Origin of the sequence: Flavobacterium foetidum (assembly GCF_004634245.1) — a bacterium.
Taxonomy (GTDB): domain Bacteria; phylum Bacteroidota; class Bacteroidia; order Flavobacteriales; family Flavobacteriaceae; genus Flavobacterium; species Flavobacterium foetidum.
The window spans coordinates 95619-119888 of record NZ_SJTF01000004.1 but is presented as its reverse complement, the minus strand read 5'-3'; the positions used below and the strand labels follow the sequence as shown (position 1 = coordinate 119888).

Here is a 24270-nt window from a genome sequence, read left to right as displayed (position 1 = left end):
TGCCACATTCTCAAATTGAATTACTTTTGCGGCATGATTTCAATTCCTCACAAAGCTAAGCAATTCCTAGTTCTTCTGGCCAAACTTTTGATTGTTGGCGGCGCATTTTATTTTATTTACAATCAGCTGGCTAACAACGATAAATTAGACTGGCAGAAATTCATTGTATTGTTCCGTAAAAACCAATCGGTTTTAGGAGTTTCATTCATCTTGCTTTTGAGTGTTTTGAATCGCTATTTCGAAATTTTAAAATGGCAGAATCTGGCGCAGGTTATTCGTAAAATCTCTGTTTATGAATCTACAAAACAAGTTTTGGCCGCTTTGACAGCTGGAATTTTCACACCAAATGGAGTAGGAGAGTACGCCGGAAAAGCTTTGTATTATCCAAAATCTGAAGCGAAAAGAGTAGTTTTTCTAAACTTAATCTGCAACGGAATCCAGATGGTTCTGACCGTAATTTTCGGGATTTTCGGGTTGTTGTATTTCAACGCACAATTCAATGTGATTACAACCAAAACAGTGCTGATTCTTTTTGGTGGATTTCTATTGGTCTTTATTGTTTTATTTTCAATTAAAAAGATAAAAGTAAAAGGTTATTCGATAGAAAAGCTGCTCCATAAAATAAATGAAATTCCGAAAACTGTTCATCAAAAAAACATCTTTTTAGGCATTTTGAGATATTTGGTTTTTTCGCATCAATATTACTTTTTGTTTTTAGGTTTTGATGTCGATTTGCCTTATTTAACTTTAATGGCCGCAATAACTTCGGTATATTTTCTAGCTTCTTCGTTGCCAACATTCCAGTTTTTGGATTTTGCAGTAAAAGGAAGCGTAGCGATTTATTTCTTCGGAATTCTTGGCGTAAACGAATGGATTGTGATTTTCATCAGCACTTTGATGTGGTTTCTAAATGTGGTGCTGCCAGTAGTCTTAGGAAGTTATTTTGTGCTCAATTTTAAAGCCAAAACAATCTCATGATTTTCGGACTATTCTTCATATTAGCTATTTATATTAGCTACATTTCTTTGCTTGTTTATGGTTTTTTCAGAATAAGAATGTACCGCAAAAAGAATCTAGAACCGAAAACAAGTTTTACGATAATTGTTCCGTTTCGAAATGAAAAAGAGAATTTGCCAAATCTTCTAAATAGCTTTTCAAAATTAAATTATCCAAAAGATTTATACGAAGTGATTTTGGTTGATGATTCATCAAGCGAAAAATTTCAAGTTTCAGGTTTCAAGTTTCAAGTTTCGATGATCGAGAACATGCGCGTATCCAATTCTCCCAAAAAAGATGCGATTACAACAGCAATGCAACACGTAAAAACAGAGTGGGCAATTACGACAGATGCAGATTGTATTGTTCCCGAAAACTGGTTGTGGACGTTTGATAATTATATTCAGGAAAATAATGTTTCGATGTTGGCAAGCGCTGTAATGTATGAGTGCGAAAATTCTTTTTTAGATCATTTTCAGCAATTAGATTTGACAAGTTTACAAGGCGCAACAATTGGGAGTTTTGGTTTGAATAATGGTTTTATGTGCAATGGAGCCAATTTTGCTTATACGAAATCATTGTTTGAAAGCTTAAATGGTTTTGAAGGAAATGATAAAATTGCCAGTGGCGATGATGTTTTTTTACTGCAAAAAGCGATTGAGAAATTCCCAGATAAAGTTCATTATCTAAAAGCTCAAGAAGCAATAGTTGCTACAAAACCAACCGAAAACTGGAAATCATTATTTTATCAACGAGTACGATGGGCAGCAAAAACTAGTTCGTATAAAAGCGCTTTTGGTAAATTTCTAGGTTTGATTGTTTTCTTCGGAAATTTGAGTTTTATAATTGGATTTTTCTTGTTGGTTTTGGGAATTTGGTCCTATCCCATTTTTGTACTTTTTACTTTTTCTAAGTTTTTGATTGATTTTGTTTTGCTTTCAATAACCAATAGGTTTTTGACAAAAACTAGAATTAAAAGCCTTCTATTGAGTAGTTTGTTATATCCGTTTTTTAGTTCTACGGTTGCCCTATATAGTTTGTTTGGCTCTTATGAATGGAAAGACCGACGCTTTGCAAAATAAATTAACCGTATAAGTTATACGAGAAATTTAAGTTAAACGAATCGGCAGTACATTCCAATTTTAAATCAACTTACATCACTTATATGGTTAAGAAAAACTATTTATTGTCTTTTGCTTTTATAATAACAGGCAGAATAAATTGTGTTTTTACTGGGATACCGCGTTTTATAGCTGGATTCACTTTAGGGAAATCAACCAGTCGCGCATGCAGAATGCTGTCAATTTTTATAGTATCGTAAGCAACAGAATCTTTTTGAAACTGCGGTTCAAACTTCATGGTGGCGTTCGGAAAAACAGTTACCTTAACTTCGATAGTATCTAATTCAGGATATAAAATAGCCAAAGTGTCTACATTCAGTTTTTCTTGAATTAAATCGGACATTACTTCAAAAAAACATTGCTGACGCAATTTTTTGTCGGCTATTTTTTCGCAATTGGAAACAGATGGATATTCATCTACCTCTTTCCAATTAATCGATTTTAGTTCTTTTTGGAGTAACTCTTTTTCAGACGGAACCTGCTTCTCAAAATATTGACAAGAATTCAAGACGATGCAAATGAAAAGGAAAAAAAACTGCTTCAAAATTTAAGTATTGGAGTTGAATAACCGAATTTAGAATATAAAAATACGATTATTTTTTTTGAGAAACCTTGTATTGTAGATAATCTTCGTAATTTTCAGAAAGCCATTTTTCTTTGTTTTTTGCGGCAATTTCTTTTTGGTCAGGATATAGTTTTGCAAGACGATCAGAAAAGGTGGCAATCTGAACAGTGTAATTGTAAAATTCAGTTTTGCTCAAAACAATATTTGGATTGTTTTTACGATCAAAATATTCAAAAAACAATGCATCAAATTCTTTCATAGAATAATTAAGTACTTTTTTCTTAGTACTTTTATAAATGCTGTCCTGAATAAGTTGGTCGTCAATTGAAATTTTTTTGATTTCTTGAGCAGAACCGATCATAGAAAAAAAGACAGAAAATAGTATAAACAAAGAGAAACGCATAACATATTTTTTAACAAAAAATGTAAGTGCAAATTTACAAATTTTATGGATACACTTTTATTGATTCTTGGTTTTGTCTGCATGATTATAGGGATTTTGGGCAGTTTTATTCCAGTTTTGCCTGCTTTGTCGGCAAGTTGGGTCGGAATTTTACTGTTGTATCTAACCAAAGCCGTCGAAATAAATTATTGGGTTTTGGCAACAACGTTTGTGCTCATGCTCATAATAACTGTTCTCGATTATGTAATTCCAGCAAAAGGAACCAAAAAATTCGGAGGCAGTTCGTATGGAATTTGGGGAACTAACATCGGATTGATTGTCGGCATTTTGGCGCCTATTCCGTTCGGAATTATAATAGGCCCTTTTGTGGGAGCTTTAATTGGTGAATTATTATACGATTCCAAAAATCATCAGCGTGCCTTAAAGGCAGCAACAGGTTCGCTTCTCGGATTTTTGGCCTCTAGTTTTGTCAACTTCCTTTTCTGCATCATTTATTTTGGAATTTTTCTCACGATTGTATGGCAGAATCGCATTTTGCTGTTTTAAAATGTTAATTTTTGCCTAAGCATTTTCTTATTTTTTATGTTTTTTGAAAAAATGTCATAATTTTTTTTTATTTCATTTTAATTGCTTATATTAATTGTAAGTGCTGTATTTGTTGACTATGTTAAATTTTACAGCTAAAGCACTGGAAATCTCACCTGTAAATTTTTAACTTATTTTTTGGAAATGTTGTTTTATTTTATATTTTTATCCTGATAAACGATAAAAAGCCTCACTTTATCGATTATTTCGAATGAGTTTAAATAATGTTTTTAAATAAGTTAAGCGTATGACCCCAAACCTACAAATTGAACTTAGACGTTTTATTTCTTCTAATGTTGTCTCCAAATTAAACAAGTTTTATTTTGAAAATGATGCACTACTTATCAAAGGAATCGATGTTTCGATTGGAACAATTTTGATGGGTTTGTACAATAAAGCTGAAGAACCTGAATTTTACACAGAAATTGTACAGCAGCTGCCAGACGATTCGGCTTTTTATCAGGAAATAGATTTTACAGCCGGCAGAATTTTATCAGTAGACGACTGTTATAAGCTAGAAGGAAACTCATTATTAAAAGAACTTTTCTCCAATAAAAAAGGACGCATCTCAGAAATGGTTTCCAACGAAGTCGGAATCAAAAGCGAAACAGCCAGAGAAATCCTTAACTTTTCAGCCCTTTTGGTGGTCTCTTATCTAAAAAACAATCTTCAGTTGTTAGAAAGCTTAAAACTGCTTTTAGAAGAACAAAAAAGAGAAGTTCTCAACAGCATTCCTCCTGGAATCAAAATTATCCTCGGATTCTCCAACTACGAAACCGTAGAAGACAAAAACCAATCGATCGGAAGATCAATCTTCACTCTTTTCGGACACAATTTCTTTAGTTTCTAAAAATAAAAAATCCCATTTTACAATTGTAAAACAGGATTCTAGATATGGCTTATTTGAAACTAAACGTTTTTCAAATTGATGATTTCTTGTTCGGTCAAAAAGCGCCAATTTCCTCTCGGAAGATTCTTTTTGGTTAAACCGGCAAATGACACACGGTCAATACGCAACACATTGTATTCAAAGTGTTCAAAAATAGATCGAACCACTTTTACGTTTGCTGTGCGCAGTTTTAAGCCCACTTCGCTTTTAGGTTGGTTGTCAATATAACTTACCTCTTCAACAAATACGCGATGTCCGTCTAAGACCAAGCCTTTACTGATTTTTTCTAAATCTTCAAACTTCAGATTCTTGTCTAAGGAAACCTGATAAATTTTAGACGATTTCTGGTTCGGAAGCGTAAACTTACGAATCATATCATTATCATTCGTAAACAACAGCAAACCAGTTGTATTTTTGTCCATTCGGCCAACAGCAGCAATTTTTGCATTTGTAGCGCCACGTACCAATTCCAATACATTACGATACTCCTGACCTTCGTCTAGAGCTGTAGTAAAATTTTTTGGTTTATTAAGCAGTATGTATTCTTTCTTTTCAGGAGTCAGAACAACGCCGTCAAAATTCACAACATCATTCAATTTTACCAAATAACCCATTTCAGTCACCGGAACGCCGTTAACTTTCACATTTCCAGACTGAATGTACAAATCAGCATCACGACGAGAACAAACGCCTGAATTGGAAATATATTTATTCAGACGAATTTCATCTGCCGCTTTTGGTCTTTTCGCAGGCTGATTCTGTTTTTTAAACTTTTCCTCCGCTTCCAGTCTTGCAGCTTTCACCGCAGGTTTTTCTTTTTTCGGTCCCTGAGCGCGCTTTGGTAAAGCAGGTTTTGGCTTGTTAGAGTTTGATCTTGAGCTGTTTGGTCTCGAACCGCCTCTTTTGTTATTGCCTTCCTTATTGTTCATAAAATCATTAATTTGTGCAAAGATAGTTTTTTCCTGCTAATAATCTTAACTTCAATATTCTTAGATTAATAGCATTTTGTTCTAAAGGTTTTAGAAGCAATACATTCGGTATTTTTTTGAGACATGGTTTCCCGCTTTCGGCTTTATCTCGCTCCGTAAACTACGCAAGGATATCGCCTCAATCGGGGCTAAATTCAAACAATTGGCTTCTTTTAAATATATTGAAAATGAGCTATTTCACAGAGATTCACGAAGATTTGCGCTGAGTTACTCAAAGAAAAAATCTATAGAAAGCTAAAAAAGAAAACTTTGTGAACCCTTGTGTAAATCTTAGAGAATCTTTGAGGAACTAAACCGTTTAGTAATTAGAAATCAATTCCCTCCCGTGCCACAAAACACTCGGATTAATCAGTACAATGCAGCATACGCCTGCCACGATCAGAAATTTAAGCAAATTATGAAGCCTTAAAAACTGTTCTTTAGAATCTGATTTCCATAAAAAAATCAAGAAAAAAAGCAGGACTCCAAAACACACATAAAAGTAAATGTCCATATATCCTACATCATAAACATTTACCAAAACATAAACAGGAAAAACGGTCAAAATTGTCAGAGCCGAAATAATCTGTTTGGAGACTTTTTCGCCATAAAGCACCGGAATTGTGCGATAATCTGCTACCAAATCACCTTTAAGATTTTCTAAATCCTTAATCATTTCGCGAATCAGTAATAGCAAAAACAAGAAAGTGGCATGTGCCGAAATTACCATAAAATGACTCATATGGTTCTCGATTTCTTCAAACGAAATCTTGTTGTAGAAATAAATCAGAATAGCAAAAAACGGAATTACAGCAAGAACCGCAGAGGTCAGATTTCCGATTATCGGATACTTTTTTATTTTGTGAGAGTAAAACCAAATCAGGAAAATATAACCCGAGAAAAATAAAAAAGCTCTCCAAGAAACTATGAAAGCCATTAAAACGGCTAAGAAATTTAAGGAAAAGTAAACGGTAAGTTTTGTTTTCTGGCTTACCAATCGGTCCAACATTGATTTATTCGGGCGATTGATCAAATCTTTCTGACTGTCGTAAAAATTATTGATGATATAACCAGAAGCAATGGTTATCGCTGAGGCAAAAACAATAAGAAACAAATGAAAATCCAATAAGATATCAAGAGCTCTAATTTCTGGAGCCAAGATAAAGATAGCCGACAGATATTGCGCCAGAATGATAATCGGAATATTATAACCTCGTACCACAGAGAACAAGCTAACAATTTTCATTATCAAAAGTTTACGTTGTCTGCTTGGCATAGATTACAAATTGTGGATTAATTTAGGATTGAAGTTAAATGATATTTTCCGATTCTAAAATTCAGAGCTTGTTTTTTAACAATTCTTTAGAGCCAAAACCCAATTTTCTGATGCAGGCCAAAGCTTGTTTCTGTGTCATCTCGATTTCCTTGATGTCTTTTTTTGCTACAAAAACCACAGAACCGCTCCACGGATTTGGAGCGTCTGGAATAAAAACAGTAAAATTTGTGTCGTCTATTTGTTCTATTAAAAAAGCAAATTGCCAGCCAGCATCAGTGGGAACCAAAATTACTTTTAAATCTTCTTGAGATTCAATTCCCATAATATTCTCATTCATGCTTTTCATAAATGAATATCCTGGTACAAAACTTAAAATTCCGTTTTCTAATTTCTGAATCAGTTTTTTTGCTTTGCTAGTTCTGGCCAACAAACCAGCTAGAAAGCAAATCAGAATGATAATGGGTATGCCGACAAGTTCTTGAAGTGCGATTCCTAAAACGTGTACTCTCGGCAGATTATTTACCAATGGCAACGTAACTTTCTGAATAATGCCCAATCCTTTTTCCAAAATGACCAGCAATACCACTAAAGGCGCTAGAAAAAGAATTCCTCCTAAAAAAGTTGCCTTGATTATTTTAAAAATGCTTTTCATAACAACTAATTTTAGGATGAAACTTATGAAAACAGACTCAAATAATAAGGGCTTTTAGGGTTTTAAAACTGATAAACGACCTCTAGTTTGTAATCTTTTAAAGAAGCTTTCGCACGTTCTAAATCTTCTGTAAAACCAAGAATATAACCGCCCCCGCCAGAACCGCACAGTTTTAGATAATAATCATTAGTGTCGATTCCGTGTTGCCAGATTCCGTGAAATTGTTCTGGAATCATTGGCTTGAAGTGGTTTAAAACCACTTTTGAAAGCTTTTTGGTATTGGTAAACAAAGATTTCATGTCGCCGTGAAGGAAGTTTTCTACACAAGCATCTGTATATTTTACAAATTGGTTTTTAAGCATTGCACGGAAACCTTTATCTTTTAGGTTTTCCATAAAAATGTTAACCATTGGAGCAGTTTCGCCTACAATTCCAGAATCTAATAAGAACACAGCGCCTTTACCGTCAAAACTTTGAGTCGGAATTCCAGTTGCTTCAATATTGTCTTTAGAGTTAATTAAAATCGGAATGCTTAAATAGCTATTCAACGGATCCAAACCAGAGCTTTTTCCGTGGAAAAAGCTTTCCATATGAGAAAATATATTTTTTAGCTGTAACAGTTTTTCACGAGTCAGGTTTTCTAAAACTGTGATTTTGTTCGCAGCATATTTATCATAAATCGCAGCAACAAGCGCACCGCTGCTTCCAACACCATAACCTTGCGGAATGCTAGAATCGAAATACATTCCAGATTCTACATCGTTTTTTAGTGTTTCTAAATCAAAAGTAACCAATTCTGGTTGCTGTGTTTGAAGAACTTCAAGATAAGAAGCAAAACTTATTAAGCTTTTGTTGGATGCAATAGCTTCATCAGAAGGTTCTTCTGATTTCTTTAAAGCGCCATTGTAAAAATTATAAGGGATAGAAAGTCCTTTAGAGTCGCGAATAATTCCGTATTCTCCAAAGAGTAATATTTTTGAGTAAAATAGTGGTCCTTTCATGTTTTATTTAATGTCTTTTTTTATTTTATTTGGGTCTTGTCTGGTGTCGAAAAGTGACAAAAGACGAACTTCTTGAGTATTATATTTATAATAAAGCGTTGTTTGTTTTGAAATTACACATCTCCTAATTTTATTCCTGCTCGAAACAGGAAAAGTGTCAGGATTAAGTCTAATTGTTTCAATAATTTTATAAAAATTTGATATAAACTTATCTCTAGTTGAAAGTGAAAATCTAATCTCTAAATATTCTAGTAACTGTTCAAGTTGAAATTTAGAACGACCAGAAAACACAATTCTTCTCATTTCTTGTATTTCGCCATTACATCTTCAAAAAGATAAAATTCACCATTTTCTATTTCTCTTTCAGATGCTTCAATCTCTGCCTTTTGTTCTTCTGTCAAATCATCCCACCAATCTTTCTCTTCTTTTTTAAAAATTTTTCGAATAGATTTCAGGATAGCTGGGTTTTCAGTATCAGCTAATAGCTTTATTAATTCGAGTTTTTCTAATTGAATATCCATAACCAAAAATTTAACTAAAGATAAGGAAAATTACAATGCAATTGCACCATTTCCAATTTTGTCGCAAATGTATTGACTATTCTGACAAAATACAACTAATTCGTCTTGAATAAATTGAAGCACTTTTGTTGCAACATTTTCAGGATAAAGTACATGAACATTGGCTCCTGCATCTAGCGTAAAACAAACCGGAATCTGGGTTTCGTTTCTGAATTTCCAAATCGCATTTATGATTTGCAGCGTGTTTGGTTTCATCAAAATATAATAAGGCATCGAAGTCATCATCATAGCGTGTAAAGTCAGTGCTTCACTTTCTACCACTTTAATGAATTCTTCTAAATCTCCGTTTTCAAAAATGGCGATTAGTTTATCCAGATTTTCGTGTGCCTGAGCAAAACGTCTTTCTGCATACGGATGATTGTGCATTAAATCGTGACCAACCGTGCTTGAAACTTGTTTTTCGCCTTTATCAACCAATAAAATCGTATCTTGATAATTCTTGAAATTTTCATGAATAGCATAAGGATATTTCACTCCAAATAAATCGGTGCTTCCTTCAATATTAGCCTGATTTCCCCAAACGACTATATTTCCTTTTATACTTCGGCAGGCGCTTCCTGAACCTAAACGTGCTAAAAAGGATGCTTTTTGATAGAAATACTCATCAGTCATTTCTGGATTTAACAGTTTTTCCAAACTCATAAAATTCATTGCCAAAGCCGCCATTCCAGATGCAGAAGAAGCAATTCCTGAACTATGCGGAAAAGTATTCTGCGTATCAATCGTAAAATGATAATCTTTCAAAAACGGCAGATAAACTTCAACTCTTTCTAAAAACTTTTGGATTTTTGGCTTGAAATCTTCTTTTGGTTTTCCTTCAAAAAGTAAATCAAAAGAAAAAGCATTTTGGTTTGTTCTTTTTTCAAAAACTAATTTCGTAATCGTTTTACAATTATTCAAAGTAAAACTAATAGAAGGATTTGCCGGAATCTGATTGTCTTTTTTCCCCCAGTATTTTACTAAGGCAATGTTACTCGGAGCGCTCCACTCAAAGTTTCCTTTTTCGATTGTTGAAGTATATGGATTTGGTATAAAATCAGTTGCTGTAAACATGAAATATAAATTTTGGCAAAGATAACTTTTTCATTTTTCCACCATATAAGTTATATAAGAAATTATAAGCGTTGCCTTTAAATGAACTTGCATTACTAATATGGTTTGATATTTTTTCCACCATATAAGTCATATAAGAAAATATAAGTGTTGCCTTTAAATGAACTTGCATTACTTATACGGTTTGATATTTTTTCCACCATATAAGTTATATAAGAATTATAAGAAAGCGTTACTAAAATGAACTTATATAACTTATATGGTTTGATATTTTTTCCACCATATAAGTTATATAAGAAAATGTAAGCGTTGCCTTTAAATGAACTTACATTACTAATATGGTTTGATATTTTTCCACCATATAAGTCATATAAGAAAATATAAGCGTTGCCTTAAAATGAACTTACATTACTTATACGGTTTGATATTTTTTCACCATATAAGTCATATAAGAAAATATAAGCGTTGCCTTTAAATGAACTTACATTACTTATATGGTTTAAACTTTTCTTTTGACTATTTTTGAATTCAAAATTTGATATCATGAATAAGTTCGTAAAAATCGCCATAGCTTTAGTAATTTGTTTAACAGTTGGATATTCTGCAAGTTTGGTTACTAGACCGAGTATTGAGACTTGGTATGTAACGTTGGAAAAACCAGTTTTTAATCCGCCGAATTGGATTTTCATGCCGGTTTGGACAGTGCTTTATATTTGTATGGCTGTTGCGGCAGCTTTGGTTTGGGATAAAATTAAGGAGCAAACCGAAAAAGTAAAAACGGCGCTTCTTTTCTTTTTAATTCAACTGACTTTAAATGCAATCTGGTCTTATCTCTTCTTCGGATTGAAAAACCCAATGTTAGCTTTAATCGAAATCATTCTTTTATGGCTGATGATTTACGAAACATACTTAAAGTTCATCAAAATCAATAAAATTTCAGGTTATTTATTGATTCCCTATTTATTTTGGGTTGCATTTGCAACGGTTTTGAACGCCAGTATTTGGTGGCTTAATAGGTAGTTTCAAGTTCAAGGTTTTTTTTGTTTCAAGTTTAATCAATGCGTTTACTTTATGAATAGAATTAAGCTCTTCGTTTTTAGTAAACAAAAAGTCGATAACCGCAAGGTTAAATTTATTGTGAGTAAAATTGTTTGAATAGTTTTATAGAATACCTAATAAATGGTAAAATAGCGTTAATTTATCTGGGTTTGCAAAAAACTGATTATAGGATTTCAATCAATTCCGAAGCTGTATTGACAACCAGTTTTGCACCGCTGTTTTTCAATTCTTCTTCTGTTCTGTAACCCCATGTCACGCCAACCGGAAACATATTAGCATTTACAGCCGTTTGCATATCAATGTCAGAATCGCCCACGAAAAGGATTTCTTCTGGTTTTAAATTCCATTTTTTACTGATTTCAATCGCTTCAAACGGATTTGGTTTTTTGAGTTCTTCTGTGCTTAAACCAACTGCTGTGTCAAATTGTTCAGGGAATAATTCGTGAGCTATTTTTTTAGTCAATTCATCAGCTTTATTGGAGAAAACAGCCATTTTTATGTTTTGTGAAGTCAGTTTTTCAAGCAATTCTACAATTCCATCATACGGTTTTGTTTTGAGCGTACAGATTTTGGTATATTCATCAACCATACATTCAAAACAACTTTCGATTTCATCATTAGAATTGTTTGTGGCTGGCAATGCTTTGCTTACCAGATTTCGTAAACCGCTTCCGATAAAATACTGGTAAGTATCGTAATCATGTGTTGGGTAACTTAGAGCGGTAAGCACTTTGTTCATCGCATCTGAAATGTCGTGTAATGAGTTGACTAAAGTTCCGTCTAAATCAAAAATAATTCCTTTAAATTTCATTCTATTAAATATTTTGAGCCAGAATAAACCCGCTTGTCCAGGCATTCTGAAAATTAAATCCGCCCGTAATAGCGTCTATGTTTACAATTTCACCGGCAAAATATAAGTTCTGATGAATTTTGCTTTCCATGGTTTTGAAATTGATTTCCTTTAAATCGATTCCGCCAGCCGTTACAAATTCTTCTTTAAAAGTACTTTTTCCGTTGACTTTAAATTCGGCTTTTGTGAGTTGCAAAGTCAGATTCTGCAATTGGTTTTTAGATAAATCTGCCCATTTAGTCTCTGAATCAATTCCCGAAGCCAAAACCAGACCTTCCCATAAACGATTCGGAAAGTCAAAAGGAGATTTTTTGGAAACGGCTTTTTTAGCATGTTCTTGTTTTAAGTCTTTTAAGATTTTTTCGGCGTCTTCATAATCAACATCATTCAGCCAATTGACAAAAATCGTAAACTGATAATTCTTATCATGCAGAATACGAGCGCCCCAAGCCGAAAGTTTTAAAATTGCTGGACCGCTCATTCCCCAATGCGTAATCAGCAAAGGCCCAGTTGATTCTAGTTTAGTGTCTTTGACTTTTACCGAAACTTTTGCAGCGACGCCTGGTAATTCCTTAATTCTCGAATCTTTAATGTTGAAAGTAAATAGGGAAGGAACAGGGCTCACAATTGCGTGTCCATGTTCTTGAAGCATTTCCCATATTTTAGGATTGCTGCCCGTTGCCATAATCAATTTTTCAGCAGCGTAATTATCAGTCTGCGTATCAATTTTCCAGTGATTTTCTTTTTTGAAAATCGATTGAACGCTTTGACCTGTCAAAACTTTTATGCCTAATTTTTCGGTTGCTTTTAAGAAACAGTCGATAATGGTTTGCGATGAATTAGAAACAGGAAACATTCTGCCATCTTCTTCAATTTTTAATTCAACGCCATGTTTCTCGAACCATTCGATAGTATCGCCAGAACAAAATTGGTGAAATGGCCCGCGAAGTTCTTTTTCACCTCGGGGATAAAATTTAACCAATTCGTTGGGTTCGAAACAGGCGTGTGTAACGTTGCAACGTCCGCCACCAGAAACACGAACCTTAGAAAGCACTTCTTTTCCTCTTTCTAAAATGGCGATTTTCAGTTTCGGATTTTTCTCTGCAATATTAATCGCGGTAAAAAAGCCGGCTGCGCCTCCGCCAACGATGATGATGTCGAAATTTTTGATCATATTTTTTTAGGTTGCCACGAATTGCACTAATTAGCACTAATTTTTTTATTTTACCACAAATTCCACAAATTGATTTTCGCATTTAATTTGTGAAAATTTGTGGAATTTGTGGCAAAATTTTTTAATCTGTGGCTAAAATTTTAAACTTTATATTTTGTCTGGATTATCAGAAATAATTCCGTTTACTTTGTAACTTTTTATTTTTTGAATGTCTTCTTTGGTGTTTACTGTCCAAGGTAAAACTAGAAAACCTTTTTTCTGCATTTCGCTTACATTATCAATGTTTAGTAATTGAAAATCGGGATGAATGGCTTTTGCTTTTATTTTTTCGGCGAAAGCCAAAGCGGTTTCGATATTTTCTTCTGTTAGAACACCAATTGGAATATTTGAGTTTAGTTTTGATGTTTCCGTCAGCATGTTCCAATCGAAACTTGAAATGATAAAATGCTCGTATTTCCAGTTTTTTTGTGAAATATATTCCTCGATTAACTCGACAACTTTAGGAGCAGTTCCTAGACCTTTTAATTCAATATTGATGAAGCATTTTTTGTCTACCAAATCAAAAACTTCGTTTAAAGTTGGAATTTGGTTTTCTCCATCAATTAGAAATGATTTTAATTCTGCCAAAGTAAAAGTGTTTACAAGACCTTTCCCATTGGTGGTTCTGTCGATGGTTTCGTCGTGAATTACGATTATATGCCCATCGGAACTCAAATGAACGTCGAGTTCTATTCCGTCTGAATTTAGGTCTAATGCCTTTTGAAAAGCTGGTAAAGTATTTTCAGGTTCGTAGGCTTTGGCGCCTCGATGTGCAATTTTGAGCATTTTGCAGTGTTTTTTTAACCGCAAAGGTCGCAAAGTTTTACGCAAAGGCACAAGGATTATAAAAAAAGTTAGCCACAGATTAAAAAGATTTAAAGGATTTTTTTCTTTTGCCACTAATTTCTCGAATTTCACTAATTCAAATATGATAAATAAATTCGTGGAAATTCGTGTAATTTGTGGCAGACAAAATCTGTGTTAATCTCTATAATATGTGGCAATAAAATTTAAAACACATAGAATCATAGATTTTTCTTTGTCTAAAAAGTTAGAAAAAAATGACTAGTCATTAACATAGTTTTGAGTTGATAACTATGTTTTTTTAAACAAGTGAAACGCCTTTTGTTCAGCTAGAAAAACTATGTCTCTATGTGTTTAAATAAAAGCTTTATTCCAATTCTAAAACCAAAGCTGATTTTGGCTCTAAAGTAATTTCAGTAGCCAAATCGAATGTTTTTCCTGTGATAACATCTTTTCCTGATTTGTAGTTTTTGATGTTTTCTTTGAAACGATTTGTTTTTACAACCTGCTCCTTTGCATTGTTATTGAAAATTACCATAACCGTTTTATTATCAGTATATCTGAAATATACATAAGTGTTATTTTCTGGAATGTAATGCGTCATTTTTCCAAAGTGAACCGCTTCGTTTGTTTTTCTCCAGTTGAATAATTTCGAAGAGAAATCAAAGAAAGCTGCTTGTTCAGCCGTTCTTCCTTCTTTGGTGAAAGCGTTGTTTTTATCGCCAGCCCATCCGCCTGGGAAATCTTGACGAATATCGGCATCACCACCTTTACCTTTATCACCGCCCATTCCGATTTCTGAACCGTAATAAATCTGTGGAATTCCGCGAACTGTTGCCAATAAAGTCATTGCTAGTTTGTATTTTGGTAAATCGTATTTGAACTTTTCATTCATGCGATCCGTGTCATGATTTTCGGAGAAGACCAAAATATTATTCGTATTTGGATATAAAAAATCCATTGCAAAATTGTTGTAGAATTTAATCAATCCGTTGTCCCAGCTTGGATTATCTTCGTTGAAAGCAGAAGTAATCTGGCTTTGAAGCGTAAAATCCATTACACTTGGAAGATTTGAATTGTAGTTTTCAATCGCACCAATTTTGCTGTCTTTCTGCCAAAAAGCTAAATTCGCCTGATTATGCATCCAGATTTCGCCCACAATATTGAAATTAGGGTATTCATTTGTAATAGATTTTGCCCATTCTGCCATGGCAGTTTTATCAGAGTAATTATAAGTATCTACTCTGAATCCGTCAAGATTCGCAAATTCAATCCACCAAATAGCATTTTGAGTTAAATATTTTGCAACCAAAGGATTTCTAAGATTCAAGTCAGGCATTGAAGGCACAAACCAGCCATCAACACAAACTTCCTGATCGATTTTTGAAGCATGAATATCGGTAATAACTTCACGTCTGTGGTGTGTTTGTGTGAACGTTTCAAATTGATTGAACCAGGTTTTGGTTGGAATATCTTTCATCATCCAGTGCGTAATTCCCCAGTGATTCGTCACATAATCCATAACCAGTTTCATGTTTTTTTTGTGCATTTCTGCAGAAAGACGAGCGTAATCGTCATTTGTTCCGTAACGCGGGTCAATTTTGTAAACATCAGATTGTCCGTAAGTGTGATACGAATGCTGTTTGTCGTTGTCTTCGCATAAAGGTGTGCTCCAAATTGTGGTTGCGCCAAGAGACGCAATATAATCTAAATTTTTGATGATTCCTTCGATATCACCTCCATGACGTCCGCTTGGATCTTGGCGGTTTGCTTTTTCAGTTAAAGAAACATTGCTGTCATTTTTCGGATTTCCATTAGCAAAACGATCCGGCATGATTAAGTAAATCAAATCAGAAGCATCATAACTTTTTCTGTCGGCAGAATTGGCTCTTCTTTCTTTAAGCGCATATTTCTGAGTAAAAGCGATTTTGTTTTTGTTTTTGAAAGAGAAAGTTAATTCAGAAGCTTTGACATCTTTTGTATCGATGGTTACGAAAAGGTAATTTGGGTTTTCTGTTTTCTCGACGTTTTTAATCACAATATTATTAGAAACCGAAGCTTCGTATTGTGAAATATTTTTTCCGTAGAACATAATCTGCAGTTCCGAATTTTTCATTCCGGCGTACCAGAAAGGCGGTTCTACTTTTTGGATTTGCGCTTTCGCGGAAGCGGAAAAAAGCAAGACCATTAGGATTAATTTGTAGAAATTGTGGTTTGTTTGAATCCTCATAATTTATAGTTTTATTTTTCCTGCAAGGTTTACAAAACCTTGTAGGTATGTTTTGAGAAAAGTTTAAACCTACAAGGTTTGCAAAACCTTGCAGGAGAAGAATTTAAACCATATAAGAAATGTAAGAACATTTAAGACAAAAATGGGGAGATTTCTATTTAAATGGACTTACATTTCTTATATGGTTAATTTAAATTATTTCGTTTCAATAATGCTTATTGCATATCCTCCTCCTGGAGCAGAAAACTGAGATAATTTTGATTTATTCGTTACAGCAATTTTCTTGATTGTGTAAGCTTGCGGATTTGTTTTGTAATGCGCATCTTTTGCATCAGCATAAATTGTTGCGGTGTATTTTTTGCCTTTTTCAAGGAAACTGAAATCGATGTTTGAGGTACGTGGAGTTTCTCCGTTTACGTTTCCAACAAACCAGTTGTTTTTTCCTTTTGCTTTACGAGCAACCGTGATAAAATCTCCAGGCTCAGCCTCAATATATTTACTTTCTGACCAGTCAACCGCCACATCCTTAATGAATTGGAATGCATCAGGAAAACGGTTGTAGTTTTCTGGAGTATCGGCAGCCATTTGCAATGGACTGTACATAGTAACGTATAATGCTAATTGATTTGCCAATGTGCTGTTTACATGAGATTTGTTCTCAGGATTCATTTTGCTGATATCCATTTCGAAGATTCCCGGAGTGTAATCCATCGGCCCACCAATTAAACGTGTAAATGGCAATACAGTAACGTGATTTGGTTTAGAACCTCCAAAAGCTTGGTATTCTGTTCCTCTTGCTGCTTCGTTTCCAATTAAGTTAGGATACGTTCTAGCAATTCCTGTTGGACGAACTGCTTCGTGAGCATTCACCATAATTTTATAATCAGCTGCTTTTTCGATAGCATATTGATAGTGATTGACAATCCATTGGCTGTAATGGTTTTCACCTCTTGGTAAAATATCACCTACGTAACCGCTTTTTACAGCATTGTATCCGTTATCGTTCATGAATTTGTAAGCAGCATCCATATGACGCTCGTAGTTACGAACAGATCCAGAAGTTTCGTGGTGCATAATGATTTTTACACCTTTTGATTTTGCATATTCGTGCAGCCCTTTTACGTCAAAATCTGGGTAAGGCGTTACAAAATCAAAAACATAATCTTTTGAGTGTCCAAACCAGTCTTCCCAACCTTCGTTCCATCCTTCAACCAAAACAGCATCGAACCCATTTGCAGCAGCGAAGTCAATGTATTTTTTTACGTTAGCATTATTTGCTCCGTGCGTTCCGTTTGGTTTTGCTTTTGAGAAATCAGTAACACCCAATTGAACCGTTGGATAATCGTTTGTATACGACCAAGAGCTTTTCCCTGTAATCATTTCCCACCAAACGCCAACGTATTTAACAGGCTTAATCCAAGAAGTATTGTCGATTTTTGATGGATCGTTTAAGTTATAAGTCATTTTTGAAGCTAAGATTTCTCTAGCGTCATCGCTTACGATAATCGTTCTCCAAGGCGAATGATTTGGCGCTTGCATATGACCTTTGTCTCCTTTTGCATCTGGCGTTAGCCAAGATTCGAAAACTAAGTTTTTGTCATCTAAATTCAAGTGCATACAAGAATAGTCAATCAAAGCAGCTTCGTGTAAGTTGATGTAGATTCCGTCAGCCGTTTTTAACATCAAAGAAGTCTGAACTCCTGTTGGAGAAAAAGATTTTTGAGAAACGTTTGCAGTATATGCTTTTTGAGATAAACCTCTAATTTCTGATAATTTAGATTTCGTATAATCGTATTCCTGAGTATCATAATCTCCAGGAATCCAGAAAGCAGTATGATCTCCAGTCATAGCAAACTGAGATCTTTCTTCTTTAATTACAAAATAAGTAAGATTCTTTTGCGCCGGAAATTCATAACGGAATCCTAAACCGTCGTCGAATAAACGGAAACGGATTACGATTTGTCTATCTGTGCTTTTTTGGTTTAAAGTTACCGCCAATTCATTATAATGATTTCTAATGTGATCTACTTCTCCCCAAACTGGTTTCCAAGTTTCGTCAAAAGTTGTAGTTTTCGTATCAGCAATGGTAAAGTCATTCAATAAAGATTTTTTGTCATCTTTAAGTTCAAGACCCAATTTACTGGTTTTTACAACTTCTTTGTTCTTGTATTTTAAATTGTACGTTGGAGTCCCATCGCTTTGAAGCGAAAATTCCATTACGAACTTTCCTTCGGGTGATTTTAACTGTTGCGCTTTTGCAACCGTGCTGAACGCAAACAAAATTAAACTTGCGAAAAATAAGTTTTTCATGTTTTTTAGATTTTAGAGTATTGTAATTTAATTAATTGGTGCGAGTTTACCAGCAGTTATAGTTTTGCCATTCACTATAATATTTAAATCCTGATCGCCGTCGACAGTAAAAGTCGTTTCGTTATGATTTACAGAAACTTTTAAAATCTGATTTCTGAAATTGATTTTAAACGAATAACCTTTCCATTCTTTTGGAATTTTTGGTGAGAAATGAAGTTGGTCATTTTTAACACGCATTCCTCCAAAGCCTTCCACGATACTCATCCATGTACCGGCCATTGACGTGATATGACAACCTTCTTCTACTTCTTTATTATAATCATCCAAATCCAAACGAGAAGTTCTTAAATAAAAGGTATAGGCCATATCCATTTTATCTAATGCCGCAGCTTGGATTGAGTGCACGCAAGGTGAAAGTGAACTTTCGTGAACCGTAAACGATTCGTAAAACTCGAAATTACGTTTTAATTCTTCTTTCGAAAAATGATCTTCGAAGAAATAAAAACCTTGTAAAACGTCTGCCTGTTTGATGTATGGAGAACGCAACACACGATCCCAAGACCACTTTTGGTTGATTGGACGCTGTGATTTATCCAAATCTTTTACCGGAACTAAGTCTTTATCTAAGAAACCGTCTTGCTGTAAGTAGATTCCAAGTTCTTCAGAAATTGGGAAATACATATCGTCTGCCACTTTTTTCCATTCCTGAATTTCATTCGCCGAAAGGCTCACTTTTTCAAGAATACGTTTGTGATCTGCAGGATATTCTGCAGCTACTTTTTCGATTTGTTCAGCAGCAAAATCAATACACCATTTTGCAATATAATTGGTGTAGAAATTATTGTTGATGTTGTTTTCGTATTCGTTTGGTCCTGTAACGCCAAGAATTACGTACTGATTTTTATCTTTTGAGAAAGAAGCTCTCTGGTGCCAGAAACGCGCAATTCCGATTAAAACTTCTAATCCTTTTTCTGGAATATAAGAGTAATCTCCCGTGTAGCGGTTATAGTTGTAAATCGCAAAAGCAATCGCTCCATTTCTGTGGATTTCCTCGTGTGTGATTTCCCATTCGTTGTGGCATTCTTCACCGTTCATGGTTACCATTGGATATAGAGCCGCACCGTTTTTGAAACCTAAATTGTCTTTTGCGTTTTCAATCGCTTTGTCCAATTGATTGTAACGATACGTCAATAAGTTTCTAGCCACTTGCTGATCTTTTGTCGCCATGTAAAATGGAATACAATACGCCTCAGTGTCCCAATACGTAGATCCGCCGTATTTTTCTCCCGTGAAACCTTTTGGACCAATATTTAAACGAGAATCTTTTCCTGAATAGGTTTGGTTTAATTGGAAGATGTTGAAACGAATTCCTTGTTGTGCTTTGACATCGCCTTCAATTGTAATATCTGACATTTCCCAAACTTTTGCCCAGGCATCGATTTGGTTTTGAAGCAAAGTTTCATATCCTAAAGCAACAGCAGATTTGATTACTTTTTCGGCTCCAGCCAAGGTATTTTCATGGTTTAAAGAAACGGTATAACCTCCAATTTTTTGAATGGTTGAGGTTTGTCCTTTAGCAATAATAGTTCCGTAAGTATATTGAACTTTATCTACCGTTGAATCGATTGTTGACGGCGAAATATGAGCATCTTCACCATTTGCCAAAATCGTATTGTGCATGAAAGTCGTAACCTTAAAATGCGTTTTGAACGTTTGAGCGGTTACAAAAGCTTCGTTTGTTCCTTTTTTAACTTCAAGAGGTTCCCAGAATTTTTCTTCCCAGTTGGCGTCTTCATTGGTTACACCAGCATCGATATACGGTTTGTAAACGATTTTTGCATCTTTGTTTAAAGGTGTAATATCGTATTTGATAACTCCGGCTTCATCTAAATCTAACGAAAGAAAACGACGCACGTTTACAGCGATTTCAGTTCCGTTTTTCAAAACTGCTTCAAAAGAACGATTGTACCATCCTTCTTTCATATTCAATTCTCTACGGAAGTTTCTAACTTCGGTACATGTGTTTAAATCAAGATTTTCTTCGTTGATTTCAATGTCAATTCCAATCCAGTTTGGAGCATTTAGTACTTTGGCGAAATATTTAGGATAACCGTTTTTCCACCAGCCCACTTTTGTTTTGTCTGGGTAGTAAATTCCGGCAATATAGCTTCCCTGGAAAGTTTTGCCTGAATATTTTTCTTCAAAATTGGCGCGTTGTCCCATAGCACCGTTTCCGATACTAAAAAGACTTTCAGACGATTTTACGCGTTCTGCGTCAAATCCTTCCTCGATAATTGACCAATTGTCTGGTTTTATATAATCTTGGTTCATTTATTTAATTTGATAATGAGTTAATTAGAAAATGAGATAATTGCACGATTTAGAAATTATCTAATTGGCACATTTTCTAATTGATTAATTTTTCTATAAAGTCTGCTGTGATTTGGGTAAAATCTTTAAAAATATGATCAGCTTCATGTAAAATTGTTTCCTCACCAATTCCAACACTTACCATTTCTGCGATGTTTGCTGCCTGAATTCCGGCAACAGAATCTTCAAATACGATTGAATCTTTTGGGTCAATGTTTAATAATTGAGCCGCTTTTAAGAAAACTTCAGGGTCTGGTTTTGCGTTGCTGACATCGTTTCCGTCAACAATAACATCGAAGTAAGACAGAACACCCGTTTTTTCTAGAATTGGTCTTGCATTTTTGCTGGCCGAACCCAGTGCAATTCCCTGATTTTTATCTTTTAATAGTTTTAGAATTTTTAAAACTCCTGGAAGAACCTCACTTTCATCCATATCAACCAAATAAGACAAATAATCTTCGTTTTTTTTAATAAGCCATTTTTCTTTGTCTTCCTGAGAAGCCTGAACATTGCCTAATTCAAGTATGATGTCTAACGAGCGAACACGGCTTACGCCTTTTAAAAGTTCGTTATGTTCGTGGGTAAAATTTATATTTAATGACTGGGCGATTTTCTGCCACGCCAAAAAGTGGTATTTAGCGGTGTCTACAATAACTCCGTCAAGGTCGAATATAAATGCCTTTTTGTTCATTTTAGGGGAAAAATTAATCTTAATTATATTTTTTGGGAAACGTCGTCTACGTCTTTTACTTTAGAAACCAAAGCCGCAGCAATTAGAAAGCTGACACCGCTTGTAACTAAAGCATAAATAGCATCTCCATTGTAAAGGTATTTTACAATTGGGCCTCCGATTAAAGCATTTACGATTTGTGGAATAACCACAAAGAAGTTGAAAATTCCGATGTAAACACCCATTTTTTTAGGCGTAATAGATCCTGCAAGTATTGCGTAAGGCATAGCCAGAATACTTGCCCATGCGATTCCGACTAAAATCATAGGCAATACGATCCAGTTTTCATTTGGCATGAAGTAAATCGATATCAAACCGATTCCGCCAATGACTAAAGAAAGGGAATGCGTTGCTTTTCGCCCGATTTTTTTGGCGATATATGGCAAGAAAAACAAAGCGACAATAGCAGAAACAAAGTTATAAACACCAAACAGGATTCCGACCCAGTCTCCAGCGTCTTGATATTGCTGGCTAGAAGTGTCGTCGAGCGGCAGTCCGTAGATATGATGTGCGATGGCAGGAGTCGTAAAAACCCACATGCCGAATAATCCGAACCAAGAAAAAAACTGCACCCAGCTGAGCTGACGCATTGTAGCTGGCATTTTTGCAAAATCACTAAAGATGTCCGTGATTTTTGATTTTTCCTCAGAATCAGAAACCACCACATTTTGCGGATTTTCAAATTTTGCTAATTCTTCGGGCGAGTATTCTTTGGTTGTGAATACAGTTACTAAGATGGAACCAATTAAAACTGCAGCGCCAATGATAAATGACAAAGTCAGATTTAAGGGTACGCTTCCAGGAACTGTGCTGTTTGGAACACCGAAATATTTCGTTAAAATATAAGGAAGTGCAGAACCAATTACGGCTCCAAAACCAATTAATGAAGTTTGGATACTGAACCCCGCAGTATGCTGGTCTGTTCTTAAATTGTCGCCAACAAGTGCACGAAAAGGCTCCATCGCAATGTTGAAAGAAGCATCCATAATCATTAACATTCCGGCTCCAACCCATAGCGCAGGCAGTACAGAAATGAAAATATTAGCTTGTGGCATTAGAATTAATCCCACCGAAGCTAAAACGGCTCCCACTAAAAAGAAAGGTTTTCGTCTGCCGAATCTCCCCCAAGTTTTGTCGCTGTAATGACCAATTATTGGCTGCACTATTAATCCCATTAAGGGAGCAATAATCCAAAACCACGAAAGTTCATGCACATCGGCACCAAAAATTTGAAGAATCCTGCTGGCATTTGCATTCTGAAGTGCAAACCCCATTTGTATTCCCAAGAAACCGAAACTCATGTTCCAAATTTCCCAGAAACTTAATTTACGCTTTTCCATTATCGTAATTTGTGAAAATTATACGATAAGCGCTTTGCTTATCAAAACTTTGTTCTTTTCGAAGTAAAACTAAAAGCCTTGACGGGCGTAAAATTATAAATTATTTTTTTATTTATGCTAATAAAAAAGCCATAAAAATAAATTAGAGCTTTAGAAAGTATTGATTTTAAGAAAATTAGTCAGTAGATTCTCTTTTTATCAGATGCGTTTCTATAACTTCTGTAATGTAATTTTCATTGTGTTCTTCATCGTCATCTTCTTCGGCTTCTATGCGTTCGATAAGCATTTTAGCGGCTTTATTTCCCATCTTTTCACCACTCTGACTTACTGTTGTAATAGTTGGCGTTGAGTATTTAGAGATAATTCCGTCTGTGAATGCGATTACGGCTAAATCTTCAGGAACTTTTAATCCCATTTTATTGGCTGTTTTGATAATCGTTACGGCAAAAAGCTCATTTACAGCAAAAACAGCATCAAAAGCGCGGTCATGCAAAAGTTGCGAAATTGTTATTTCGCAAGTATTGACATCTTCAATTTTTATGATTAAATCTTCGTTAAAAGGTAATCCGTTATCCAATAACGCTTTTTCGTAGCCGTCTGTTCTTAGTTTCCCGACACTTACATAATCAACTGTAGTAACCAGTGCAATTTTTTTTCGTCCGCTGTCAATCAAGCTTTGAACAGCTTCGTAAGCAGCGGCTTTATCATCAATAATTACTTTATCGCATAAAATATCATTGGTTACGCGGTCAAACATTACAACCGGCATCCCTTGATTGATAACCTCTGTAATATGATGGAAATCGCCTTTAAACTGAGTTTCTTTAGAAAGAGACATGATAAAACCATCGATGCTTCCGTTGGCCAACATCTCCATATTTAGGACTTCTTTATCAAAAGAATCATCTGATACGCAAATAACGACACTATAGCCATGTTCGTTGGCGACCTGCTCAATTCCGTTGATAACGGTAGAGAAAAAATAGTGTACAATTTCGGGAATAATGATGCCGATACTCTTGGTTTTTCGGTTTTTTAAACTAAGAGCAATGTTGTTTGGCTTATAGTTGTAAAACTTCGCAAAAGCTTGAACTTTTAGTCGAGTTTCTTCTCCAATTTCAAGGCTGTTTCTGAGTGATTTAGAGACAGTTGAAATCGATACATCAAGTTCCTTTGCGATCTGTTTTAAGGTTATTTTACGTTTCATGTGGTTAGTTGAAAAAAATCTAATTAATAATAAAGGTATCTGATATTTTTATAATTGACAATTTTAA

Annotated in this window: 22 protein-coding genes; 5 read left to right on the top strand and 17 right to left on the bottom strand. The window is 34.7% G+C overall.

Features of this window, described 5'->3' with window-relative positions; translation table 11 throughout:
- Nucleotides 1-33: 33 nt before the first annotated feature.
- Nucleotides 34-978, top strand: a complete 945-nt coding sequence (locus E0W73_RS07100) for a lysylphosphatidylglycerol synthase transmembrane domain-containing protein (RefSeq protein WP_135221396.1) — start codon at nt 34-36, stop codon at nt 976-978.
- The gene (locus E0W73_RS07095; protein WP_135221395.1) at nt 975-2078 is read left to right on the top strand and encodes a glycosyltransferase family 2 protein; all 1104 of its coding nucleotides are present in this window, start codon (nt 975-977) and stop codon (nt 2076-2078) included. Before E0W73_RS07100 ends, E0W73_RS07095 begins: the two co-directional genes overlap by 4 nt.
- A gap of 97 nt (nt 2079-2175) precedes the next feature.
- On the opposite strand, the gene E0W73_RS07090 is transcribed toward E0W73_RS07095, so the two are convergent.
- Both E0W73_RS07090 and E0W73_RS07085 read right to left on the bottom strand, forming a co-directional pair.
- A complete protein-coding gene (locus tag E0W73_RS07090; protein ID WP_135221394.1) occupies nt 2176-2661 on the bottom strand; it encodes a hypothetical protein in 486 nt (161 codons plus the stop codon).
- A gap of 49 nt (nt 2662-2710) precedes the next feature.
- A complete protein-coding gene (locus E0W73_RS07085; protein ID WP_135221393.1) occupies nt 2711-3085 on the bottom strand; it encodes a hypothetical protein in 375 nt (124 codons plus the stop codon).
- Between the two features lie 45 nt (nt 3086-3130).
- On the opposite strand from E0W73_RS07085, the gene E0W73_RS07080 reads away from it, so the two are divergent.
- On the top strand, nt 3131-3631 hold the full coding sequence (locus E0W73_RS07080; RefSeq protein WP_135221392.1) for a DUF456 domain-containing protein: 501 nt from the start codon (nt 3131-3133) through the stop codon (nt 3629-3631).
- Nucleotides 3632-3917: 286 nt separating this feature from the next.
- A complete protein-coding gene (locus E0W73_RS07075; RefSeq protein ID WP_135221391.1) occupies nt 3918-4520 on the top strand; it encodes a DUF937 domain-containing protein in 603 nt (200 codons plus the stop codon).
- Between the two features lie 59 nt (nt 4521-4579).
- On the opposite strand, the gene E0W73_RS07070 is transcribed toward E0W73_RS07075, so the two are convergent.
- From E0W73_RS07070 to E0W73_RS07040, 6 genes are all read right to left on the bottom strand, one after another.
- On the bottom strand, nt 4580-5488 hold the full coding sequence (locus E0W73_RS07070; RefSeq protein ID WP_135221390.1) for a pseudouridine synthase: 909 nt from the start codon (nt 5486-5488) through the stop codon (nt 4580-4582).
- Nucleotides 5489-5846: 358 nt separating this feature from the next.
- Nucleotides 5847-6803, bottom strand: a complete 957-nt coding sequence (locus E0W73_RS07065) for a geranylgeranylglycerol-phosphate geranylgeranyltransferase (protein WP_135221389.1) — start codon at nt 6801-6803, stop codon at nt 5847-5849.
- 61 nt (nt 6804-6864) lie between these two features.
- Nucleotides 6865-7455, bottom strand: a complete 591-nt coding sequence (locus E0W73_RS07060; protein WP_135221388.1) for a DUF502 domain-containing protein — start codon at nt 7453-7455, stop codon at nt 6865-6867.
- Between the two features lie 62 nt (nt 7456-7517).
- Nucleotides 7518-8456: a mevalonate kinase family protein gene (locus E0W73_RS07055; RefSeq protein WP_135221387.1), complete on the bottom strand. Its 939-nt coding sequence runs from the start codon at nt 8454-8456 to the stop codon at nt 7518-7520.
- Nucleotides 8457-8755: 299 nt separating this feature from the next.
- Nucleotides 8756-8977, bottom strand: a complete 222-nt coding sequence (locus tag E0W73_RS07045) for a hypothetical protein (protein WP_109191553.1) — start codon at nt 8975-8977, stop codon at nt 8756-8758.
- Between the two features lie 30 nt (nt 8978-9007).
- Entirely contained in the window at nt 9008-10090 is a 1083-nt protein-coding gene (locus tag E0W73_RS07040; protein ID WP_135221385.1) for a diphosphomevalonate/mevalonate 3,5-bisphosphate decarboxylase family protein, read from the bottom strand.
- Between the two features lie 543 nt (nt 10091-10633).
- Here E0W73_RS07040 and E0W73_RS07035 point away from each other — a divergent pair.
- Nucleotides 10634-11110: a TspO/MBR family protein gene (locus E0W73_RS07035; protein ID WP_135221384.1), complete on the top strand. Its 477-nt coding sequence runs from the start codon at nt 10634-10636 to the stop codon at nt 11108-11110.
- Between the two features lie 202 nt (nt 11111-11312).
- On the opposite strand, the gene E0W73_RS07030 is transcribed toward E0W73_RS07035, so the two are convergent.
- From E0W73_RS07030 to E0W73_RS06990, 9 genes are all read right to left on the bottom strand, one after another.
- Nucleotides 11313-11960, bottom strand: a complete 648-nt coding sequence (locus tag E0W73_RS07030; RefSeq protein ID WP_135221383.1) for an HAD family hydrolase — start codon at nt 11958-11960, stop codon at nt 11313-11315.
- 4 nt (nt 11961-11964) lie between these two features.
- The gene (locus E0W73_RS07025) at nt 11965-13173 is read right to left on the bottom strand and encodes a BaiN/RdsA family NAD(P)/FAD-dependent oxidoreductase (protein WP_135221382.1); all 1209 of its coding nucleotides are present in this window, start codon (nt 13171-13173) and stop codon (nt 11965-11967) included.
- 147 nt (nt 13174-13320) lie between these two features.
- Nucleotides 13321-13998, bottom strand: coding sequence for a glycerophosphodiester phosphodiesterase (locus E0W73_RS07020; protein ID WP_135221381.1), 678 nt, complete (start codon nt 13996-13998; stop codon nt 13321-13323).
- Nucleotides 13999-14383: 385 nt separating this feature from the next.
- Nucleotides 14384-16246, bottom strand: a complete 1863-nt coding sequence (locus E0W73_RS07015) for a glycoside hydrolase family 13 protein (protein ID WP_244248445.1) — start codon at nt 16244-16246, stop codon at nt 14384-14386.
- A gap of 195 nt (nt 16247-16441) precedes the next feature.
- Nucleotides 16442-18556 (bottom strand): glycoside hydrolase family 97 protein, encoded by a 2115-nt coding sequence (locus E0W73_RS07010; RefSeq protein WP_135221380.1) that lies wholly within the window; start codon nt 18554-18556, stop codon nt 16442-16444.
- 27 nt (nt 18557-18583) lie between these two features.
- Nucleotides 18584-20887 carry a glycoside hydrolase family 65 protein gene (locus E0W73_RS07005; RefSeq protein WP_135221379.1) on the bottom strand — a complete coding sequence of 768 codons (2304 nt, stop codon included), beginning with the start codon at nt 20885-20887 and terminating at the stop codon, nt 18584-18586.
- A gap of 76 nt (nt 20888-20963) precedes the next feature.
- On the bottom strand, nt 20964-21617 hold the full coding sequence (gene pgmB / locus E0W73_RS07000) for a beta-phosphoglucomutase (RefSeq protein WP_135221378.1): 654 nt from the start codon (nt 21615-21617) through the stop codon (nt 20964-20966).
- 23 nt (nt 21618-21640) lie between these two features.
- Nucleotides 21641-22996 (bottom strand): MFS transporter, encoded by a 1356-nt coding sequence (locus E0W73_RS06995; protein WP_135221377.1) that lies wholly within the window; start codon nt 22994-22996, stop codon nt 21641-21643.
- Between the two features lie 175 nt (nt 22997-23171).
- Nucleotides 23172-24203 carry a LacI family DNA-binding transcriptional regulator gene (locus tag E0W73_RS06990; RefSeq protein WP_135221376.1) on the bottom strand — a complete coding sequence of 344 codons (1032 nt, stop codon included), beginning with the start codon at nt 24201-24203 and terminating at the stop codon, nt 23172-23174.
- Nucleotides 24204-24270 lie beyond the last annotated feature (67 nt).

Excerpts from the sequence above, each read along its gene's own strand:
- E0W73_RS07030 (WP_135221383.1), bottom strand. The coding sequence starts at position 11,960 with ATGAAATTTAAAGGAATTATTTTTGATTTAGACGGAACTTTAGTCAAC.
- pgmB (WP_135221378.1), bottom strand. The coding sequence starts at position 21,617 with ATGAACAAAAAGGCATTTATATTCGACCTTGACGGAGTTATTGTAGAC.
- E0W73_RS07015 (WP_244248445.1), bottom strand. The coding sequence starts at position 16,246 with ATGAGGATTCAAACAAACCACAATTTCTACAAATTAATCCTAATGGTC.
- E0W73_RS07095 (WP_135221395.1), top strand. The coding sequence starts at position 975 with ATGATTTTCGGACTATTCTTCATATTAGCTATTTATATTAGCTACATT.
- E0W73_RS07055 (WP_135221387.1), bottom strand. The coding sequence starts at position 8,456 with ATGAAAGGACCACTATTTTACTCAAAAATATTACTCTTTGGAGAATAC.
- E0W73_RS07010 (WP_135221380.1), bottom strand. The coding sequence starts at position 18,556 with ATGAAAAACTTATTTTTCGCAAGTTTAATTTTGTTTGCGTTCAGCACG.
- E0W73_RS07045 (WP_109191553.1), bottom strand. The coding sequence starts at position 8,977 with ATGGATATTCAATTAGAAAAACTCGAATTAATAAAGCTATTAGCTGAT.
- E0W73_RS07020 (WP_135221381.1), bottom strand. The coding sequence starts at position 13,998 with ATGCTCAAAATTGCACATCGAGGCGCCAAAGCCTACGAACCTGAAAAT.
- E0W73_RS07025 (WP_135221382.1), bottom strand. The coding sequence starts at position 13,173 with ATGATCAAAAATTTCGACATCATCATCGTTGGCGGAGGCGCAGCCGGC.
- E0W73_RS07060 (WP_135221388.1), bottom strand. The coding sequence starts at position 7,455 with ATGAAAAGCATTTTTAAAATAATCAAGGCAACTTTTTTAGGAGGAATT.
- E0W73_RS07100 (WP_135221396.1), top strand. The coding sequence starts at position 34 with ATGATTTCAATTCCTCACAAAGCTAAGCAATTCCTAGTTCTTCTGGCC.
- E0W73_RS07040 (WP_135221385.1), bottom strand. The coding sequence starts at position 10,090 with ATGTTTACAGCAACTGATTTTATACCAAATCCATATACTTCAACAATC.
- E0W73_RS07035 (WP_135221384.1), top strand. The coding sequence starts at position 10,634 with ATGAATAAGTTCGTAAAAATCGCCATAGCTTTAGTAATTTGTTTAACA.
- E0W73_RS07075 (WP_135221391.1), top strand. The coding sequence starts at position 3,918 with ATGACCCCAAACCTACAAATTGAACTTAGACGTTTTATTTCTTCTAAT.
- E0W73_RS07065 (WP_135221389.1), bottom strand. The coding sequence starts at position 6,803 with ATGCCAAGCAGACAACGTAAACTTTTGATAATGAAAATTGTTAGCTTG.
- E0W73_RS07085 (WP_135221393.1), bottom strand. The coding sequence starts at position 3,085 with ATGCGTTTCTCTTTGTTTATACTATTTTCTGTCTTTTTTTCTATGATC.
- E0W73_RS06990 (WP_135221376.1), bottom strand. The coding sequence starts at position 24,203 with ATGAAACGTAAAATAACCTTAAAACAGATCGCAAAGGAACTTGATGTA.
- E0W73_RS07005 (WP_135221379.1), bottom strand. The coding sequence starts at position 20,887 with ATGAACCAAGATTATATAAAACCAGACAATTGGTCAATTATCGAGGAA.
- E0W73_RS07070 (WP_135221390.1), bottom strand. The coding sequence starts at position 5,488 with ATGAACAATAAGGAAGGCAATAACAAAAGAGGCGGTTCGAGACCAAAC.
- E0W73_RS07080 (WP_135221392.1), top strand. The coding sequence starts at position 3,131 with ATGGATACACTTTTATTGATTCTTGGTTTTGTCTGCATGATTATAGGG.
- E0W73_RS06995 (WP_135221377.1), bottom strand. The coding sequence starts at position 22,996 with ATGGAAAAGCGTAAATTAAGTTTCTGGGAAATTTGGAACATGAGTTTC.